The organism is Achromobacter spanius (genome assembly GCF_039673305.1).
GTDB lineage: Bacteria > Pseudomonadota > Gammaproteobacteria > Burkholderiales > Burkholderiaceae_B > Achromobacter > Achromobacter spanius_F.
This window is the reverse complement of record NZ_JBDJLJ010000033.1, coordinates 1-20,379: the sequence shown is the minus strand read 5'-3', so window position 1 is coordinate 20,379 and position 20,379 is coordinate 1. Positions and strand designations below refer to the sequence as shown.

Genomic DNA, 20,379 nt, shown 5'->3' with positions numbered 1-20,379 from the left:
CGGGAAACTCCTCAGTACGACAGGGTCAGGTTGATGAACAGGCCCTTGGCCCGGTCGGCCTGCCCGCCGCCGATGTTGAAACGGTATTGCGTGGTCAGGTCCAGGTAGGACCTGGGCGCGTTGTAGTGGTCTTCGCGAAACCAGTAGCGCAGGTTGAAGCCCGGACCCGCGCCCATGGACCAGGACGAGCCGTTGCCCAGCAGGCGGTAGGAATCGGAGCCGTCGATGTCAAAGCCCGACACCGAGTTCTTGTTCCACAGCCAGTCGGCGCCGATCACGGCATAGGGAAAGAACACAAGGCGCTCGCTGATCGCATCCACGCGGTAGCTGCGGCCCACGCGCAGTTCCCCGGCGCCGAAGGCCTGGTCCCGCTTGAGCCGGCCGGACGATTTCTCGCCGTCCACGCCCGTGGCATTGTCGCGCAGCCAGAACTTCGCAGGCATGTCCTGCCAGGAATAGCCCGCCTGCAGGTAGCCTTCCATCGTGAACCAGTCCGGCCGGTCGATGCGCAGCGTCGTGCCTTCATACAGGCCGTAGGTGACATAAGCCAGCCAGCCGCCGCTGCCCGCGTCCGTCTTGTAGTGCGCGGTCTGGTTGTCGCGGTTGAGCGCGCAGCGCAAGGCGGCCGGATCCGGGCTGAACGTGCCCCGGCGGGTGGCCGTTCCCAGGTTGAACTGGCGCTCCAGGCCGAAGGTCAGGCCCACTTCGGTGGACGGCGTGAAGCGCATGCCCAGGGATCCCACGGTCGTGGGGATGCCGGAAATGCCCTGGTTGGACGTTTCGTTGATGTCGATGGAGCCGCCGCAGGGGTCGGACACGGTCTGGCTCGTGGTCTTGCCGCCCTTGTCGTACAGCGTGTTGGACAGGCGGGCGTACAGCTCGAAGGTGCGGGTGGACGAGTTCAGGAAGTCGGACGGGCGCCAGAAGATTTCGGCCGTGCTGAACACGGCGTCGCCGGGGACTGTGACGGCCGCGCCGCCCAGGCCCGACGAGGCCGGCCGCGCGCCGCGGTAGCCGGCGGAGAAATAGCCGCCCCATTCGCGCGACAGGCCGCCGATGGCATTGCGCGTGTCGAACCGCTGCTGCGGCGTCAGTTCCAGCCTGCCCGCGTCGTCCTCGTCGATGGCTTCCTTCAGGCGTTCGACCGAACCCCGCTTGTCGCCCACGCCGGCCAGGGCGTAGCCCTCGTCCAGGATCACGGTGGGCGGTGCCTTGCCGGTCGCGCGGGCGGCCTGGAAATCCTGCAGCGCCAGCTTGGGCTGGCGCATGCGCTGATACAGGTAACCGCGCTGCATCAGCAGCGTGGGGTCGTCGGGCTGGGCGGCCAGGGCCTCGCTCATGCGCGTGTTGGCTTCAGCCAGCTGCGCCGCGTTCCCCGCGGCCAGCGTGGTGGTCAGCAGCCGCTGGTATTCCTTGTTGGCCGGATCCTGTTCGACTGCCTTGCGAGCCTGGCTGATCGCTTCCTGGTAGTCCTCGCGCGCATAGGCGGCATAGGCCAGCGACGCGGGGCCGCCGCTGCCTGCGGCGTCCGACGGCAGCAGTTCGCACGAGGTGCCGTAGGGCGTGTCGCGGCAGTCCTGCACGGGGGCGGGGTAGTTGGCCAGCGTCAGCGTGGCGGGCACCGCGGGGCGGGACCGCGCGCGCTTGACGCGCTGCGCCGCCGCCTCGTCCTTGGCGCCAAGCGGCTCCACCAGCGCCAGCGCGCGCGCGTTCTCGCCCGCGGCCAGCGCCGCGTCGGCGCCGATCAGGCGCACATTTCGCCGCTGTTCGTCGTCCAGCCAGTCCTGCTTGAGCGCCGCGTCGAAGTCGGCATCGGCCAGCTCCGTCTTGCCCTGGCGCTGGCGCAGGTAACCGCGCATCAGCAGCGCGACGGTGTTCTCGTCGTCCTGCCGCATCGCGTCCGTGGCCGCTTCCTCGGCGGCCGCGAGCTGGTTGTCCAGCATGAGGGCGGTGATGAGCAGCAGGCGGTGGCTGGCGCTTTCGGGCGCCAGCGCGACGGCCTGCCGCGCCAGGGGCACCGCATCGCCGGGCCGGTTGGCGATCAGGGCCTGGTAGCCCTCTTCGGCGGGCTTGACCGCCATCCGCCGCTTGAGCGTCTGCTGGCGCGCGGCCAGGTCGTTCTTGTTGGGCGCGCCCAGGGCCAGCGCCTTGCCGGCGGCCGCCTCCGCTTCGGCGTACTTGCCCTGCGCTTCCAGGGCGTCCAGCCACAGCATGGCCCAGGCTCCCTGCTTGGGATCGATCCGGAACGCGCGCTCGGCGCCGCGCTCGGCCGCGGGATAGTCGGCGCGGTTGTAGTCGGCGTAGGCCTTCGTCGCTATCGGGAAGCCGCGCTGGTAGGCGCTGGACGCCGCCGGGGCGCTGGCGCGCGCGGGCGGCTGCGCCGGCGCGGGACGCAGGTTGGCGCGGGCCTGGCGCAGGCCGGGCGTGTCGAGGCCGCTTGCGATGGCGTCGGCCGCCGCCTTGTCGGCCTCCTGGATCTTCCCTTGCTTTTGCAGCGCGTAGATCAGCAGCAGGCGCAGGCGCTCCACGTCCGGGCGCAGCACGATCGCGGATTCCGCCTGCTGCTGGGCCAGCGCGTAGTTGCCGGCGTCGTAGTTCTTGTAGCCCTCGGCGGCGAACTGGTAGGCCGCGCCTTCCAGGGGCGCTTCGGCCGCGCGCGCCGGCGCCTGGGCGCAGACGGGCGTGGCGGTCCAGGCGCAAGCCAGCGCCGCGGACAGGACGAGCGATCGAGGAAAGGACTTCATGGAGTGGCGGGCTTGTTCTCGGCGGCGGGCGGGGGCGCATCGGCCTGCCCGGATTGTTGGAAAAGGATGGCTTCTTTCAGCGTGCCCTCGTCCAGCCAGCCCTGCTCGGTCAGGATCTGGCCCAACGGCTTTTTCTCGCGGGCCTGGATTTCCAGGGCGCGTTCCAGCGAGGCGTGGTCGATCGCCTGCCAGGACAGCAGCAGTTCGCCCAGGCGCTGGCGCTGCTGCGCCAGTTGGTCCGTGGACGGAAAGTCATGCATGGTCTTGTCCCACGCCAGGCGCTTGCCGGTGATCAGGTGGCCGATGAACAGTCGCCAGGCGCGGGCCGCGGCCATGGCGTTGATGAAGTTGCCCACAATCATCCGCGGGATCGAAAGCAGGGCATGTTCCCAGCCGTACATCCGGCCGACGAAATAGGCGCGCTGCACGACCCGCAGCAGCAGCGCGACGGCGTTCGCCCACATCAGCGTCACCAGCCAGCCGCCCGGGCGGAAATACGAGGGGTAATAGACCGTCCACCAGCCAAACATGTCGGCCAGATAGAAGACGAAGAAATTGGCCAGCAGCACATAGGCCAGAATGGCGATGAACGAGGTCACCAGGCCCTTGCGGTCGCGGAACAGCAGGTACTTGGTGGCCAGCGACCCCGTCCATCCCACCTGCTGCCAGCCCTGCAGTCCGATGCCCAGCGTCCAGCGCGCCTTCTGCCGGTAGGCGGTGCGGAAGGTGTTGGGGAAGTACTCGCGCACCCCGAGCGGCATGCGGATGGTCGAGACCTTTTCCTTGCCCATGCCGAACCACGACCGGCGGCGCGTGACGTATTCCACGCGGAATTTGCCGAAGATCTGGCGCATGCCGCGCTGGGCCAGCCGCGCGCCGATGTCGTAGTCCTCGGTAAGCGTGTCCGTGTTGAACGGCTGGTTGTTCGTTTCCGCCGCCAGTTCCACCAGCGCGTGGCGCGAAAAGCAGGTGCCCACGCCGGCGGACGGCACCATCTTGGACAGGCTTTCGCGGACCACCAGGTCCTTGGTGTGCCATTCCGCGAATTCGTCCATGTAGGTGCCCGCGACCAGCTCGTACCAGTGCCGCTCCAGCGAGGTCACGGGCAGCTGGATGAAATCGATGCGCGGCAGCAGGTAGTTGTAGTACTTGAGCTCCAGCGGGTGCAGCACGTCCTCGCTGTCATGCAGGATCACGCCGGCGAAGGGCACGGGCTGCTTGGCATCCTGCGCGAAGATCGCCTGCACGATCCAGTTCAGGCAATCCGCCTTGCAGGTGGGGCCGTCGTGCGGCACCTCCACGCGCACCAACTGGCGGTAGCGCCGCCGCATCCGCTCCACTTCCTTGATCGTGCGCTCGTCGTTCTGGTAGGTGCCGGCGAAGATCATGTAGTTCTTGTATTCCAGCGTCGACACCATGGTCTCGAGCATCGACGCGATCACGTCGTACTCCAGCCAGGCCGGCACCATGATCGCCAGCGGCTGCTCTTCCTTCGCGCGCAGCTGTTCGGCGGTCAGGGGCGCGTAGCGCCGCTTGACGGTCAGCGACCGCCGCAGCTCGCGCAGCCAGAACCAGCCGTCGATGAACAGATCGTCCAGGCTGGACAGCAGGATGATCACGCCCACGACGGCGGTCACGACCTCCAGGCCGCGATAGTAGTCCGCGATGAGGTAGGGCCAGTAGAGCGAGGACATGGCGCCGGCGCCTCCGGGTTACTTGGGTTCCTTGTTCTTTCTGCGGCTGACGCGAAGGGCGAGGATCAGGATCAGGAGCAGCACCAGCATGCTGATGCTGATGGCCGGCACGCTCCAGGAAATGTAGCGGCGCCATTCGAAGAACGCGCTTTCGCCCGCGCCGGGGGGATGGCTGGCGTCCGGATTGCCGCTGTCGATCCAGGCCACGGGTCCCGTCGCGCCGATGATGGCGACGTTGCCGCGGTTGAGCACGAAGGGCGCGTCCGCCATGCCGGGATGCTGCCCCAGCGTGTGCCACAGCACGCCGTCCTGGCCGCCGGCGCTCACCACTTCGGCGGTGCTCAGGTGGTCCAGGCCCGAGATGTCCAGCCAGGTCGCATTCCTGCCCGCCACCTGCAGCTGCTTGCGGTCGGTGACCTTGACCTCGGGCGTCGCGCCGTCAACCGGCAGTTCCATCGCCAGGAAGGGGCGGGTCGGCTTGACCGCCTGTCCCGCCGGCGACACCGACAGTTCCGCCCGCGTCGCTGACACGCCGCTGGCCGCGGCGATGCCGATCACGCGCTTGATGTTGTCGGGCGCGTCGGCCAGGTAGGTGTCCGGAATCAGCACCTGCGGCGTGCCGGCCATCAGCGGCAAGAGGCCCACGAAGGTGCCGTCCGGCTGCGCCTTGCCCGGCTTCACGTAGCTGGTCGGCAGGACATTGACGGGAAAGCCCTGCGGAATCTCGTTGCAGTCCACGGACACCGGCTGGCGCTGGAAGGTCACGCGCACGGCGTTGGTCACGCCCAGCGCGTAGCCGGGCACGCGGGCCGTCAGGCGTTCCGGCTGGCCGTTGGCGTCCAGCTGCTTGGCGGCCAGCAGGATGCCGTTCCAGAAGACCGAGGCCACGGGACGCGTCGACGACGCGCCGGGCGCGGCCGCCAGATCCATGACCAGTTCGTCCGGCATGCGGCCGTCGGCGGACACGGCCGCCAGCGGGAAGGAAGTGTTCCAGTCGCCGCGCGCCACGACGTCGAAGCTGGTCGACGATCCGCCCAGGTTTGTCAGCCGCAGGCCGCCGTCCTGGAACGTCTGCGGCGGCGTGGCGGTCTGCACCTGCACCTGGCGGGTCACCAGGATGCGGCGCCACGCCGTGTCGAATGCGCCCGCGCCTTGCGCGCCCGCATCGGACGACACCGCGATGACCGCCTGCCGGCCCAGGGGCAGCAGGCGGATTTCCTTGGCTTGCAGCGCCTCGCCCGCCAGGGGCATGCGTTGCTGGCGCCAGGCCTTGAACGCGGCGGCCGCGTCCGTATCCGTCGCGAACTGGGCCTGCAAGGCGTCCAGGGCTTCGGCGTACCGGCCGCGCAGCGCGGCGTCGGCGATGACGACATCGCCGGCGGCGGCCGGCGCGCCCATGACCAGCAGGGCGCCTATTTCGGCCGGGCTGGTCAGCTTGTGCCTTTCCTTGCCGGCCAGCGACGCGAACGCGGGGACCTGCTCGAGCCCGGCCGGGATCCGCAGGCCGCGCGTGTCGACCTCTTCGCCCACCGACGGGAACGCCTTGACGGCAACCCGCTTGCCGCTGCGCTCCAGCGCCACGCCCATGCGCCAGGCGCTGTTGAACGCCTGCTGGTCCAGCTTGCGGCTGGCGACCATGAGGACGGGCCTGCCGGGCAGCGTGCCCCAGGCGTCGTCCAGGCTGCGGATGGCCGAGGCGTCGTAGCGGTAGCTCAGCCTGGTCTGCGGCGAGATCGTCAGCGCATTGGCCGTTGCGCGGTTGCTTTCGCAGTGGCGCAGCGCGATCTCGGACTGCCAGTCCACGCCCAGGCGCAAAAAGCCCGATTCGCGGTTGCGGCGTTCGACGTTGAACTCCCGGCTGGCGGAACCCTCGCCGTCGGCGATGCGCTGCGCCGCCTGCGGCACGCCATCCAGCCACAGCACCATGCTCGTGCGCCCCGGCTCGCCCTTGGTGTAGCGGGCATCGAAATCCAGCCTGGCGTCGGCGACCGGCACGCCGCGCGGCACGGGCAGGTAGAACTCCTGGCGCGCATCGCTATTGCTCAACACCACCGGCTCGGTGATGCCCAGGTCTTCCAGCGTGGTGGTGCGCGCCACCAGGTCGTCGCTCTGCAACTGGCGCAATGCATCGCCCGCGGGACTCGCCAACGCGCCCAGCGGCGCGAGCAGTCCGGCCGCGATCAGGGCGCGGCACAGCGTGCGGATTTCGGTGGCATGAAGGGAGAAAGACATGAAGGCTCCGGGCAAAGAGGGCGTCGCGGCGGGTGTCAGACGGGGGAGGGGGCGGAGTAGGGATCGAACTCCGACACGGCGCGGCCGCACAGCGCATCGACGATGCGTTGGCTGGCCTTGCCGTCGCCATAGGGATTGATCCGTCGCGAGAAGGCGTCATGCAGGCCGGGGTCATCGAGCAGGCGGCTGACCTCCGAGACGATGCGCCGCGCGTCGGTGCCGACCAGCGCGACAGTGCCGGCGCGCACCGCTTCGGGCCGCTCGGTGACATCGCGCATCACCAGCACCGGCTTGCCTAGATACGGGGCTTCTTCCTGGACCCCGCCGGAGTCGGTCAGGATCAAGTGGGAACGCTGCATGAACCAGACGAAATCAAGGTAGTCCAGGGGATCGATCAGGTGCACGTTGGCCAGGCCCGACAGCTCGCTCATGACCACGCCGCGCACCTGCGGATTCAGGTGTACTGGATAGACGATCTGCAGGTCCGGGCGCCGCGCCAGTTCGGCCAGCGCCGCGCAGATGTTCCGGAAACCGTCGCCAAAGCTCTCGCGCCGGTGGCCCGTCACCAGCAGCAGCCGGCGGTTCGGGTCGAGCCAGTCGTAGCGGGCCTCCAGCTTGCGGGACAGCGGTCCGCCGGGGGCCAGCTTTGAGATGGTCATGGCCAGCGCGTCGATCACCGTGTTGCCCGTTACCGTAATGCTGCCGGAGAGGTTCTCGCGCAGCAGGTTGTCCCGCGATTGCGCGGTGGGCGCGAACAGCAGGTCGCCCACGGCGTCGACCACGCGCCGGTTCATCTCTTCGGGGAAGGGCATTGCCAGATTGCCGGTGCGCAGTCCGGCCTCCACATGCCCGATGCGCACGCGCCGGTGAAACGAGGCCAGCGCACACGCCGAGGCGGTGCTCGTGTCGCCGTGCACCAGCACGCAATCCGGCTGCTCGGCCTCCAGCACGCCATCCACGCGGCTGATCAGGCGGGCGTACAGGCCGTTGAGGGTCTGGTTGGGCACCATGATGTCCAGGTCATGCTGGGCCTGCAGGTCAAACAGCGCGAGCACCTGGTCCAGCATTTCGCGGTGCTGTCCCGTCACGCAGACCACGCTGTCGATTTGCGGCTCGTTCCGCAGGGCGGCGACCAGGGGCGCCATCTTGATGGCTTCCGGGCGCGTGCCGAAGATGGAAAGGACTTTCATGGCGAGATCGGACCCCCAAAGTTGGTGGCATTTTCTTGCGTTTATTATGTATTGAAAGTATTCGTAATATGTGTCTGTCTATGTCCAGCCATTCCGATTGGCTGGCGGGCGGCGGATGCGGCGTCCGCGATGAGAAAGCGCAGCGGCGCCAAGGGCTTGGTCGAAAATATTGGGGGCGAATCATCCGTCTTGCGTTACGCGCATGTCGCGAAGCGTGAAACAAATAATTTCAGTTGATCGGGCGCGGGATCCGGTGCCCGCCGTGGATGCGGCAGGCGGGCAAGGATTCGCGCGCATCCGCTCGCGACTCTGCCGCGTTGCAAAACGGGGGCATTTTGTTGATAATTAAAAGTAATTCTTATTTAGATTTCTGAGCGTCCCTGGATGGCTCGAGGTCCCTTTACCGCCGTGGCCAGCGAGACGCCTACTTCGAACATCGAATACCTCTATAGCAGCCATCACGGCTGGCTGCAGGGCTGGCTGCGCCGGCGCCTGGGCGATTCGTCCGATGCGGCGGACCTCGCCCACGACGCGTTCCTTCGCCTGATCCAGAAGCCCCGCCGGTTCGACAGCGTGCCCGAGGCCCGGGCCTATCTGCGGGCGATGGCCAACGGCATGTGCGTGGACCTCTGGCGTCGGCGCCAGATCGAACAGATGTGGCTCGATGAACTGGCCGCGCGGCCGGAGGCGGTCGCGCCGTCGACCGAACACCAGGCCATCGTGATCCAGGCGCTGCTGGAAATCGATGCCATGCTGCGCAGCATGCCGGTCAAGGCCGCCAACGCCTTCGTAATGGCCGTCGCGTGCGACATGACCGACAGGGAGGTGGCCGAGGAACTGGGCGTATCCACCCGCATGGTGCGCAAGTACGTGGCCCAGGCCATGCTGCACTGCCTGATGCTGGAAGCGCGCAGCGTGGCGGTCGAATTGCCGGCGTCCGCGCGTCAGCCGGCGCCGCTGGAACCGGGCTCCGCCTGACGCGCGGAGGGCCCCTGTCCCCATGAAAACCGAACTGTCCTTTTCGCCGCAGGCGCCGGAGCCTTCGCACCGGGCGCTGGAGCAGGCCGCGGAATGGTTTGCGCTGCTGCGCTCCGGCGAAGCCACCGACGAGGAGCAGCGGCGCTGGCAGGCCTGGCTGGACGGCGCGCAGGAACACCGCACGGCTTGGCGTTACGTCGAGCGCATCAGCGGCCAATTCAAGCCGCTGCAGGCTAGCCCCAGCCGGGAAGCCGCCGTCAAGGGCTTCTGCTCGGCCAACACACGAATGGCGCGCCGCCGCCAGATGCTGCTCGGGCTCGGCGCCCTGGCCGGCACCGGCTTGTCGGGCCTGGCGGCATGGCGGCTGACCCCGCTGCCCGGTATGGTGCTCGCCTGGTCCGCGGACTATCGCAGCGCCACGGGCGAGGTGCGCCGGGTCGAACTGGCCGATGGCTCGCAGGTCTGGCTCGGCGCGGCCAGCGCGTTTGACCAGGATCACGGCGGCGGCCTGCGCCGCCTTCGCCTGCTTGCCGGTGAAATACTGATACAGACCGCCCCGGATCCGGTACGGCCATTCGTGGTCGATACGCCACAGGGACGATTGCGCGCGCTGGGCACGCGTTTCACCGTGCGCCTGGATGGCGACGAGACGCTGGTGGCCGTCTACAAGGGCGCCGTCGAGGCCCGCACCGCGGACACCGGCAGCACTCGCGTCATCCAGACCGGCCAGCAGACCCGCTTCACGGGCGAGTTTCTGGCGGGAACGGAATCCGCCGACCCGGCGCGCGAGGCGTGGGCGCGGGGCATCCTGATCACGAACAACACGCCGCTGGCGGACGTGGCGCGCGAGCTCCAGCGCTACCGCGGGGGCGTGCTGCGCGTTGATCCCGAGATCGCGCACCTGCCCGTCATCGGCAGCTATCCCATCGCGGATCCCGACCGCGCGCTGGCCATGCTCGAGGCCGTTCTGCCCATCCGCGTCAAGCGCACGCTGCCGTGGTGGGTCAGCATCCAGCGCCGGAGCGGCCCCGCTTCCAGCCTCTGACCCCCGACGACGCCATGCCGGGCGGCCGCCCGGCCCCCGGCCTGCGCGCCCGAATCGCACGGCCGATGAATTTTTTCGGCAAACAGGTTCCGCCTTTGGACCGCTCATTCGATTCCCTTAATGAGAGCGAGTCCTGTCGCGTTTCCGTCGAACCGTTCTCGTCGATAAACCCCATTGGAACCACGTTCGTCATGCCCCGTCATTCCGCTCGCGCCGCGCTGCACCCGGCGCCCCCCTCCCTGCGTCCGCTGCATCGCCAGGCCATTCCGCTGCGCCTGACCTGGACGGCGCGCCTGATCCAGGTGGCGTTCGTGGGGGGCATCCTGATGCTGGCCGGCGGGCAGCGCGACGCCTCGGCGCAAACGGCTCCGGCGCCGCAGGCGGCCGAGTCGGTGCGCCGCTACGACATTCCGGCCGGCCCCCTGGGCACCGTGCTGGCGCGCTTCGTAAGCGAATCGGGCGTGCTGGTCGCGGGCGCCGGCGAGCTTGCGCAGGGCAGAAGCAGCCCCGGCGTGTCGGGCGACCTGGAGGCGCAGGCGGCGCTGAACGCCTTGCTGGCCGGGACGGGCCTGGCCGCGGCGCCCGGCGAGGCGGGCAGCTACGTGCTGCACCGGATTCCCGGCGCGGCGGCCGGCGTGGCGACGCTGGCGCCCGTGACGGTGCGGGCCGATTCGTTCAATGCCACCGAGGGCTCCCACAGCTACGCCATGACCGGTCCCATGTCATTCGCCACGGGCCTGCCGCTGACGCTGCGCGAGACGCCGCAGACGATAAGCGTCATGACGCGCCAGCGCATCGAGGACGAAGGCATCGACAGCATCGAGACGCTGCTGGACCGCACGCCGGGCATTTCGGTGCAGAACATCGGCGCCAGCCGCTTTTCGGTGCTTTCGCGCGGATACGGCATCGACAACTACCAGTACGACGGGGTCCTCACCGCCACCGACATCGTGTCGCAGAACATTCCGCAGAGCCAGGCGGACCTCGCGATCTACGACCGGGTGGAAATTCTGCGCGGGGCGACGGGCCTGCTCACCGGCGCCGGCGACCCCTCCGGCACCATCAATCTCGTGCGCAAGAAGCCCTCGCGCGAATTCCAGGGCTACGTCAGCCTTGGCGGGGGCACCTGGGGCCGAGGCCGCGGCGAGGTGGACGTCGGCGGCCCCATCAACGACGCCGGCACGCTGCGCGGGCGCTTCGTCGCCGCGCACGAGCAGGGCGACACGTACATGGACTACTACAAAGAAAAGAAGACCGTGCTTTACGGCGTGCTGGAGGCGGACCTGACGCCGAACACGATGCTGACCGCAGGCCTGGACTACCAGAAGAACGATCCGCGCGGGCAATCGTCCACCGGCTTGCCCTTGTTCTACACCGATGGCCAGCAGACGGACTTCGACGCGTCCGACAACGCGGCCGCGCGCTGGAGCACCAATGAAATCCAGGTCTACAACGCCTTCCTGAACCTGGAGCACCGGTTCGTCAACGACTGGAAGCTCAAGTTCTCGGGCAACTACATGTACGGCGAGCGCCAGTTTTCGTCCGCGAACGCAAGCTGGGGATTCGTCGAGCGCGCCAGCGGCGACGGCGTCCGTTTCTATGGCGGGCTCGGCAGCGCCCGGCAGCGCCAGTCTGGCTTTGACGTGCAGGCAGCCGGCCCGTTCGAGCTGTGGGGCAGAAAGCACGAACTCGTGTTCGGCGTGAACTGGTCCGAGTTCAAGAATTTCCACGAACCGATGTCGGGCGCGGGCATCGAGGGCCGCGCGGTCAACATCTACGACTGGGGCAACGAGACGGCCGGCCCCACCGTGACGGGCCAGAAGCTCATGGACTATGACGGCTGGCAGAAGCAGCAGGGCGTCTATTCCGCGCTGCGCCTGAAGCCCACGGACGACCTGGCGGTCATCGTGGGCGCGCGGGTCAGCAACTACCGCTACAAGCTCTCGCAGATCTACGCGTCGCCGGCGCTGGCGCGCAACAACAAGATCACGGAAATGAGCGAGAGCGGCGTCGTCACGCCGTACGCCGGCGTCGTCTATGACCTGAACGAGCAGCACGCCGTCTATGCCAGCTACACCAGCATCTTCAAGCCGCAGAGCGCGCGCGACCGCAACGGCAACACGCTTGATCCGCGCACCGGCGACAACTACGAAATCGGCCTGAAGAGCGAGTACTTCGGCGGCCGCCTGAACAGCGCCATCGCGCTCTACCAGATCCGCCAGGACAACCTTGCCGAGGCGGACCAGGGCCAGACCGTGCCGGGCACCGTGAACGAGCCGGCCTATCGGGCGGTGAACGGCGCCAAGACGTCCGGCCTGGACATCGAATTCAACGGCGAGCTGACCCCCAGCTGGCAGGCGGCGCTGAGCTACAGCTACAGCATCACCAAGGACGCCGACGGCCAGGCCATCCGCACCATCTTCCCGCGCCATATGGCCAAGCTCTGGACCACGTACCGCCTGCCCGGCGAGTGGCATCGGCTGACCGTGGGCGGCGGGGTGAACTGGCAAAGCCGCATCCACTACAGCGCCACCACCTGGTCGTTGCCCGGCATCACCCTCAACGGCGAACAGCCGGCCTATTTCGTCACAAACCTGATGGCCCGGTACGACTTCAACCGCCAGCTATCCGCCACGCTCAATGTCAATAACGTGTTCGACAAGAAGTACCTGCAAGGGCTGGACACGACCTTCTACACAGGCATCTACGCGCCCACCCGCCACGCGATGCTGACCCTGAAGTACCAGTTCTGAAGCGGCTCGCCGATAACCCGCGCGGACAAGCGCGGCGCCGCAATGGCGCCATCTCCAACGCGCCGGGCGCCGGCCCTGCTGGTGCCCGCTCAAGGGGCACGGGCCGCTCACGAAGGCCCGCAATGCGAGTAAGGTACGGGGTGAGGCCTTGATTGACCGGCACTTCGGCCCGTGCCGCCAGCAGGAACGTGAACATCATGATGACCCTACGTATCGCGCTGCGGCTGCTCCTTGTCGGAGCGGCGGGCGCATCGATTGCCGCGTGCGCGGACAGTCCCCCGCGGCAGGCCGATATGGACTACCGGACCCGGCCCTCCGCCGTGTCGCCGGACGCCGGCCGCGATTCCAACGCGCCGGGCCAGCGTCTGACCATCCAGTCGGGCGAAGGGGAGCGCCTGAACCTTCCGTGGTTCATCCAGGGCACGCAGGACTGGATCAACAGCAACTGAACGCCTGACGCATCCCAGGGCCGCCCGCGCGGCGGGCGTATCGACGCCGCCATTTCGGCGGGCGCTTCGACCTCGCGCCTGCATCATCCGTGCGACGCGGCAAAGCCGTGATGCCGGTCCGCCCACACCACGGCCAGGGTCGCCGCCAGCAGCGCCAGCAGCGCGGGCGGGAACGCGGCCACGCCCACGCGATCCAGCAGGATGCCGCCGATGATGCCGCCGCCCGCGATCGCCAGGTTCCACGACGTGACCAGCATCGACTGCGCGACGTCGGCCGCGTCCCCGGCTGTCTTGGCCAGGGCGGTCTGGAACAGCGTCGGCGCGCCGCCGAAGGCCAGGCCCCACGCGGCGATGCCCGCGTACGTCACGGCCGGGATATCGCCCGCCACGCCTAACGCCAGCGCGGACAGGCCGAACAGGGCCGTGCTGGCCAGCGTCAGCGCGCGCAACTGGCGGTCGACCAGCACGCCGATGATCCAGATGCCCAGCAGCGACGCGGCGCCGAACAGCAGCAGCGCCAGATCCGTCCGCTCGGCCAGGCCCGCCGACGCCAGGAAAGGCGCGATGTAGGTGTAGAGGATGTTGTGCGCCAGCACGAAGGTCAGCACCGCGAACAGCACCGGGCGCACGCCCGCCAGCGTAAACACGCGCCGCAGCGCCAGTCGCTTGCCCGCCGGCTGCCCGGCAAAATCCGGCACCTTGATCTGCACCCAGGCCATCAGCGCCAGCGCCAGTCCGCTCATGATGCCGAAGCCCGGTCGCCAGCCCATGAGATTCCCGAGGAAGGTGCCCGCCGGAACGCCGAGCGACAGGGCCAAGGGGGCGCCTGTCATTGCAATGGCGATGGCCCGGCCCTGCTGGCTCGCCGGCACCATGCGCGCGGCATAGCCCGCCGCCAGCGCCCACAGCAGCCCGGCCGACACGCCGGCCAGGAAGCGGGCCGCCATCGTCAGCGCATAGCTGCCGGAAAGCGCCGTCACCGTGTTCGCGATGGCGAACCCCGCGATGGCCGCCTGCAGCAGCGGCCGGCGCCGCATGCCCTGTGTGGCGGCCGTCAACGGAATCGCCGCGGCCAGCGAGCCGATGGCATAGACGGTGACGAGTTGCCCGGCCATGGCTTCGGACACGGCCAGGCCAGCGCTGATCTGCGACAGCAGGCCGGCCGGCAGCGCTTCAGTCAGGATCGTGACGAATCCCGCCAGCGCAAGGGCCAGCAGCGCTGCAAGGGGGAGGGGGGGCGATTGGACGCCGATGCCTGAAGCCGTGGTTGTCGTGCTGCTCATGAGTCTGCCTTTTCAGGTGCCGGCGGTTTGCGCAGTGGCGCGGAACCGGCACGGATGGAATATGGGCAGCCATGTTGAGCGGACTTCGGATGCAAGACAATAATGCTAATGTTCGCAAGATATCGGACAAATTTTCTTTAATAGGGGCTCCATGGAATCGCTCAACGGCATCGCGTTCTTCGTGCAGGCGGCGGAAGCCCGAAGCTTCTCTCAGGCCGGACGCAGCCTCGGCGTGTCCTCGTCGGCGGTGGGCAAGGGCGTGTCCCGCCTGGAAGAGCGCCTGGGCGTGCGCCTCTTTCACCGCAGCACGCGCAGCATCACGCTTACCGCCGAAGGCGCGCTGTTCCTCGAGCGATGCCGCCGCATCCTCTGCGAAGTCGAAGCGGCCGAGCTGGAACTGTCCGAAACGCGCGAAGCGCCACGAGGCCGGCTGCGCATCAGCTTGCCGCTGGTCGGCATGCTCGTCATGCCCGCGCTGACCGCCTTCATGCGCCGCTACCCGGCCATCGAACTGGACGTGGACTTCTCGGATCGTCTGGTGGACGTGGTCGAGGAGGGCTTCGATGTCGTGATGCGCACTGGCCAGCCCATCGACTCGCGCCTCATGTCGCGCCAGCTTGGCAGCTACCGGCTGCTGCTGGTGGCGTCCCCCGGCTACCTGGCCAGCCGCGGAACGCCCGGAATGCCTGCTGATCTTTACAACCATGCCTGCCTGCAGCACAAGTTCCCCAGCACGGGAAAGCTGGAACCCTGGCCGATCCGGCGCACCGACGGCGAGCCGGCGGACGAGTTGCCGGCCTCGATGGTGTGCAACACCTCCGCCGCGCTGATGGATGTCGCCCTGGCCGGCCTGGGCATCGCGTGCCTGCCGGACTTCATGGTGCGGCCGGCCATCGGACGGGGCGAACTGGTGTCCCTGCTGGACGCGCACGTCGAGCACCAGGGCACATTCCGGCTGCTGTGGCCATGCAGCAAGAAACGGGCGCCGAAGCTGCGCGTCTTCATCGACTTCATGGTCGACGCATTTGCCGCGCAGTTGCCGCTTGAGGAAACGCTCCGGGCGCGGGCGCAGCTCGAAGAGGAGTAAAAGGCGCCTGGCGCGGCCACGGTCATGCGGGGATCTTGCGAAGCAAGGGCAAGCCCGGCGCGGCGTTCTCGTCAGGCAAATAAAAAGCCGCCCGGCGCAATGCCGGGCGGCTTAATGTGGCGTTAGGGAAAAGCTGACATCAAGTAAACCATAAGTTGTCATCGTTGCCTGGCAGAGCAGGCCTCGACGCCCGGGGCCATGAAAGCATATCCCGGCACTTCGCGAAAATCTAAGCCATAAGCTGTCGTTTTTTTTAAGTGGATGAAAATAAAAGGAAATTCCCTCTGTTTTCTTGGGCGTTTCTGATTTCTTCACGAAGTGCCAGCTTATGGCCACAGGCACGACAGGGTCAGTCGATGTGCCTGCAGCAATTCGCCGGCGCCACCACCATCAGTCTCAACTGAAGCCTCATCAGCAATGCTTCATGAAGTAGACGATAACTGGATGTCAGAGTACGCCAAAGAAGTGCAGGCTTCGAACAGTGATTGCATTCTTTTAGGGGTTCCATCACGACTCGGCGCCCAACGTCCGCCGTAGTACTTTCCATCTCCAGCATCAACCATAAGTTGATGGACCATACGTAGATGTTTTGGCTGTGTCGATAAGAACCCGAATGGGAGGCACGCACCTGGGGTCGATGGCGATGTCGCGTGAAACATAACCACTGCGAAGCGCCCAGGGTACAGAATGAGCTCCAGGCAGTCTTGCCAGGATTTTGAGGACGGAGGCTGGTGCCTAAGTAGGTGGAGTTCAACCAGACCCGTGCCGGCAAACTTGCTCCTTACAGAGTGCTCCTGACGCTCGTCGGCCCTGTCGAATATGAACAGGTCGTCACCCTTGCCTGTGTTCCGAATCGCCTTTCTGAACGATTCTACCGACTGCTTAAAGTCCTCGCCGCGTCCCCATAGGGCGTAGTTTGGCGCAAGCCAACTGAGGGAGCTAAGAAATACTGGCTTTCCTCGGCGGCTGACTCGAGCCTCATGAATCTGGTCGAGCACCACATTACGGTTTCTTTGGAGGTATAAGGCGCCAAACATGGGTTGAACTCCTGCAGGCGCATCTAATCCGCGTTCTATGTCGACCGCCAATTTGTGTGCATTTAGCTCCGCTGCCGGCGCATACGGTCGGAGGAAGTCCAGCCCGAACATGTCCAGAAAATTCTGCAACCCGTCTTCACCATTGTGAGTACCGGCCTCCAGCGTGGCCGCCACTCCTTCTCGAAACTCTGACAACAGGTCCAAGCTCGCCCCAGCTTCAAATTCGTGTGGCAGCTTAACTGTCACCGTGTTCTTCGCATCGACTTCTAGGCTCACAGTCAGAGGAATAAACCCGGGCTTGCGCGCGTCGATGCTCTCAATTGAGTGGACGCCGTAGGAGCGCTCACGCTCCTCGCCGCGAGCGCGAGCAGTAGCCCGTTCGATGCGCACAAAGCTCTCGCGATACGCTCGACGCGCCTGCTCTATACTGTTCCCGACCATTGCGGGTGGTGGGTTTAGTTTCACCCAGTTGGCCGTCGCGAACGCAAAGTCTGCCCGCCCAAGCACCGAGAAGGACAAGAGGTCAAAAAATACCACGTCGGTGCGACGCTTCAGCTTGCTCACCCATGGGTAATTGTCGGGCGATGCTTCGAAACGCTGTCGCATATCCTCGCTGAGTGTTAGTTCATCTTCTGTCAGTGTCACGTAACCTTGACGGTCCAACGTCTCGACGACTGCTAGAGCCTCTGCTTCGGAGAATCCGAAATACTGACGAAAAGCCGAGAGCGACACGTGTCCGCATGTGTGTAGAAGTCGCAGTACAAACTCCGTTACCGCTGGCAGTCGCTCTTCTGTAGAGATGAAGGCGGAGACCTTAAACGGCTGCACGGGCAGAGCAAAGGTGATTCTGTTGAAGAGGGCTTGGTCGATGCTCATGCCCTAAACTCCTGTGCCTTGGCGATGGCGGCTCGGTCTGCGCCACGCAATGATTCAATCTTTTTTAGCACTTGACCCAGCGGGGTGTTCTCATTCTTGCCTTTCCACATGGGAGTGGCTCCTACGACCACGAGGCGTTCCATCGCTCGTGACATCGCGACGTTAATGCGGTTCGGGCTTCGCAGGAAGCCGGGGTTCTGTTGGGGGTTATTGCGAACGGTCGAGAGAATCACGATACGATTCTCTTTGCCCTGGTAGCTGTCAACCGTGTCTATCTTGACCAATCGGCGCAGGTCCGCTGGAATCCAGCGAGATTCGCTCTTTAGACGATTCAAGACCGCGCGCTGCTTTGAATACATGCAGATGATGCCCACGATAGGGTCGCCAGGCTGCAACCCTTCTTTCAGGGCTCGAACGAGTGCGGCATTCTGCAGCAACGCTCGCAGGACATCCATCACGACGCGGGCCTCGACGTCGTTCCAGCAATCGACCTTATCGGGTGAGGTGCTTTCTGAGGCACTGCGTCCAAGAGATGCGGTGTCGACCCAGCACACCTCATGCCTCAACGGTGCGGGAAGTAAGCTCGTATCTAGCCACGAAGCGCCGCGGCCTGTTGCCAATTGTCCGCCGTAGAATACCTCCGACACCAGTTCCCCGATGGTAGGCGCCATCCTGTACTGCTCCTTTAACGTGGCGCCAACAGTGAGGCCATAAGGAGAATCAAAGACGCGCTCAAAGTCGCTAGCAAAGGCGCGGGATTCGGTGGCGTAGCCCAGCTTCTTGGATACGGTGTTGCGCACATCTTGTTCGAACGTTGGAGGCAATTGTTTGTGGTCGCCTACCAGCAAAATTCGTCGTCCTGTTTGCATTGCTACAGCCAACTCACTCGGAGCGGCGCGTCCAGCCTCATCGATAACCACCCAGTCATACATGTTCTGGATGACGCCAGCTGCACGGCGACCGATGCCGACCAGCGTCCCAGCAACAATAGTTCGTGATTTTGCCAAGAACTCAACAAAGTTCGCTGCAGGTTCGCCAAGAGTTTTGAGCCAGTCATCAGACATCATCAACAGGCGACGAAGGCGCTCTACCGCTTGTGGTGATTGAATCTCGTGCAAGTCAGCCAACTGTGCGTAGAGGTCATCCAGCACTTCGCCGAGTTGTTTTTCACCGATGTCGTACTGATAGTCGCGACTGCAGATGTCGAATAGCGCCTCCATCAGTTGCCGTCCCCGGTGCACCGCTGGGTCTTCACTGGGCGGCTCCTGGTCATCGCCGTTGCCCGTTCCGGACGGGGGCTCTGGTTTGTCCACTGCCAATGCCGATATTTGGTTAATCAGCCGCCCCACGCTCACGTGTAATTGCACCGCAGCGGAAGCGAAGGTCGCTGGGAGTCCCATCTCAGTGCCCAGGCGAACAACGCGCTCCTTGTACTCTGCCTTGAAGCTCTCGCGATAGGACTGTTCGATGGACGAGGAATGGAGGTGACGGATAGTGTCAGACACAACAGACTCGTGGCCCAGCCGCACGGCATCGAACACTTCCCCTTTGCCTTCAAATAACTCCAGAGCTTTTTCCAGCGCGTTATTTACGGCCTCGTGTGCCTGGCTTACCACTAGTATTCGGCGCGCCCCCTCTTTGGTCACGAGATAGTGCAACAGGGACGCGATGAACCAGGTTTTACCAGTGCCCGGCGGCCCTTGAAGTAAGCTCAGGGGGCCGTACTGTAGTGCCTTGCGGAAGGCCTCTTTTTGGCTCTCGTTCAAGCTCTTGTTGCCTTGCGTGTATGCATCCAATGCCTCTTCGGAGGGGCGATGGAACTCCATCGGAAGTGGCTGTGTGTCTCCGGGCTGGAAGAAATCCAGCAAGTCCGGCACGACGGAGCGTCCCTCGATGATGCGGTCGACCGCCGCGGCTCTGCGCGTCAACGACGCGCTTTCCATATTGGTGCGCAGTCTCAGCTTCTCTCCGACTTTGGCTGGTTTGCCGTTCCAGCGCTCTATAGCAAGTTCGGCGTTGGCACCGAGAGATGTGTCTCTCAGCTCCAGGTCTCCGCAACGACGCCATTGGCCTTCGCCATTTAGCCTTTCAACCCAAGTCCGGTCATCGATGTCGGGGTCAAATCCCGCGCCATCGAGAGCGCAAGGCAGCAGTATTTGGTGTCCGCGTTGAGGATTGCGCCGTGCTTCGCTCGTAACGGTTGCGACAGGCAGAGATTCTTCCTCTGCTGAGAGTAAAGCCTGCCAAAGTTCCTTGACGTCAATGTCGAGCTTCGGACCTTTGGCCAGAGCTAGCTGTTCTTCATTGTCGTCGGCCTGAGAAGATGCAATATTTTCGGTGGTTGTATCACTATCGAGCGATTCTTCCGCTTCTTGTACCGCTTCGTCGCTAAACTGCTCATCCCACAGTTCCAATGATGGCTCTAGGTCCGCGGCGTCGTTTCTGACTCCCTCGGATATGACGAGCCTTGCACGGATTCGCCCGAGACATTTTTCCTGTGCCCAGATGAGCTGAGTCAAATCTATCGGTTTGACTGTTACCCACGACGAGCGGCGCTTTGCGGTCTCCCACTCCACTGTCATCTTGGCGGTTGCGCCTGTCAGATGAATCAAGCGGGAGCCGTGGTTCTTCCGAGAGTTTTCTATCGAAAGATAGAAGTATCCGTTGTCCCCAAGCAATTCTCCTGGAGGCACTCTGGACTAACCCGGATTTCCCGGACAGTTTGGTTAAGGCACTGCGGCCTCAACCTGAGCAGGGGTTCTATAGCCTAGCCCCTGGTGGATTCGCTGGCGGTTGTAGAAGACCTCGATGTAGTTGAAGATCGCCAGCCGTGCGTGCTCCCTGCTATGGAAGACTTGGTGGTGCGTTAATTCGTTCTTGAGGTTGCTAAAGAAGCTCTCTGAGCTAGCCCGGGTTTTCCGGACACCCGAAGAAGTAGACAATACTTGAAGGAGGTGTCCCATGGATAAATCCAAACCCGAAGCCAAGCCGAGCGATGTCAAGCGCCAGTA

General features: G+C 65.3%; 13 protein-coding genes. 5 read left to right on the top strand and 8 right to left on the bottom strand.

Features of this window, described 5'->3' with window-relative positions; genetic code table 11:
* Window positions 1-11: 11 nt before the first annotated feature.
* Genes ABE485_RS21360 through wecB form a run of 4 tightly spaced genes read right to left on the bottom strand, consistent with a single transcriptional unit; the run spans window position 12 to window position 7,860 of the window.
* Window positions 12-2,744 (bottom strand): NfrA family protein, encoded by a 2,733-nt coding sequence (locus ABE485_RS21360; RefSeq protein WP_346517266.1) that lies wholly within the window; start codon window positions 2,742-2,744, stop codon window positions 12-14.
* Window positions 2,741-4,438, bottom strand: a complete 1,698-nt coding sequence (locus tag ABE485_RS21355) for a glycosyl transferase family protein (RefSeq protein ID WP_346517265.1) — start codon at window positions 4,436-4,438, stop codon at window positions 2,741-2,743. Before ABE485_RS21355 ends, ABE485_RS21360 begins: the two co-directional genes overlap by 4 nt.
* A gap of 18 nt (window positions 4,439-4,456) precedes the next feature.
* Window positions 4,457-6,670 (bottom strand): cellulose biosynthesis cyclic di-GMP-binding regulatory protein BcsB, encoded by a 2,214-nt coding sequence (locus ABE485_RS21350; protein WP_346517264.1) that lies wholly within the window; start codon window positions 6,668-6,670, stop codon window positions 4,457-4,459.
* A gap of 35 nt (window positions 6,671-6,705) precedes the next feature.
* A complete protein-coding gene (gene wecB, locus ABE485_RS21345; protein WP_346517263.1) occupies window positions 6,706-7,860 on the bottom strand; it encodes a non-hydrolyzing UDP-N-acetylglucosamine 2-epimerase in 1,155 nt (384 codons plus the stop codon).
* A 384-nt stretch (window positions 7,861-8,244) separates the two neighbouring features.
* On the opposite strand from wecB, the gene ABE485_RS21340 reads away from it, so the two are divergent.
* From ABE485_RS21340 to ABE485_RS21325, 4 genes are all read left to right on the top strand, one after another.
* Window positions 8,245-8,838 carry a sigma-70 family RNA polymerase sigma factor gene (locus ABE485_RS21340; protein ID WP_346517262.1) on the top strand — a complete coding sequence of 198 codons (594 nt, stop codon included), beginning with the start codon at window positions 8,245-8,247 and terminating at the stop codon, window positions 8,836-8,838.
* Window positions 8,839-8,860: 22 nt separating this feature from the next.
* Window positions 8,861-9,883, top strand: a complete 1,023-nt coding sequence (locus tag ABE485_RS21335) for a FecR domain-containing protein (protein WP_346517261.1) — start codon at window positions 8,861-8,863, stop codon at window positions 9,881-9,883.
* Between the two features lie 191 nt (window positions 9,884-10,074).
* Complete coding sequence (locus ABE485_RS21330; protein WP_346517260.1) at window positions 10,075-12,636, top strand: TonB-dependent siderophore receptor; 2,562 nt, start codon at window positions 10,075-10,077, stop codon at window positions 12,634-12,636.
* Window positions 12,637-12,833: 197 nt separating this feature from the next.
* Window positions 12,834-13,085 (top strand): hypothetical protein, encoded by a 252-nt coding sequence (locus ABE485_RS21325; RefSeq protein WP_346517259.1) that lies wholly within the window; start codon window positions 12,834-12,836, stop codon window positions 13,083-13,085.
* 83 nt (window positions 13,086-13,168) lie between these two features.
* Here the strand turns inward: ABE485_RS21325 and ABE485_RS21320 are convergent, their stop codons facing one another.
* Window positions 13,169-14,368, bottom strand: a complete 1,200-nt coding sequence (locus tag ABE485_RS21320; protein ID WP_346517258.1) for an MFS transporter — start codon at window positions 14,366-14,368, stop codon at window positions 13,169-13,171.
* A gap of 151 nt (window positions 14,369-14,519) precedes the next feature.
* On the opposite strand from ABE485_RS21320, the gene ABE485_RS21315 reads away from it, so the two are divergent.
* A complete protein-coding gene (locus ABE485_RS21315) occupies window positions 14,520-15,455 on the top strand; it encodes a LysR family transcriptional regulator (RefSeq protein WP_346517257.1) in 936 nt (311 codons plus the stop codon).
* 422 nt (window positions 15,456-15,877) lie between these two features.
* Here ABE485_RS21315 and ABE485_RS21310 read toward each other — a convergent pair whose 3' ends face one another.
* The 3 genes from ABE485_RS21310 to ABE485_RS21300 form a co-directional block, all read right to left on the bottom strand.
* A complete protein-coding gene (locus ABE485_RS21310; RefSeq protein ID WP_346517256.1) occupies window positions 15,878-17,368 on the bottom strand; it encodes a hypothetical protein in 1,491 nt (496 codons plus the stop codon).
* Window positions 17,365-19,782: a DEAD/DEAH box helicase gene (locus ABE485_RS21305; protein WP_346517255.1), complete on the bottom strand. Its 2,418-nt coding sequence runs from the start codon at window positions 19,780-19,782 to the stop codon at window positions 17,365-17,367. Before ABE485_RS21305 ends, ABE485_RS21310 begins: the two co-directional genes overlap by 4 nt.
* Window positions 19,783-20,094: 312 nt before the next feature.
* The coding region (locus ABE485_RS21300; RefSeq protein ID WP_346517254.1) for an IS3 family transposase at window positions 20,095-20,379 on the bottom strand (285 nt) is incomplete at its 5' end.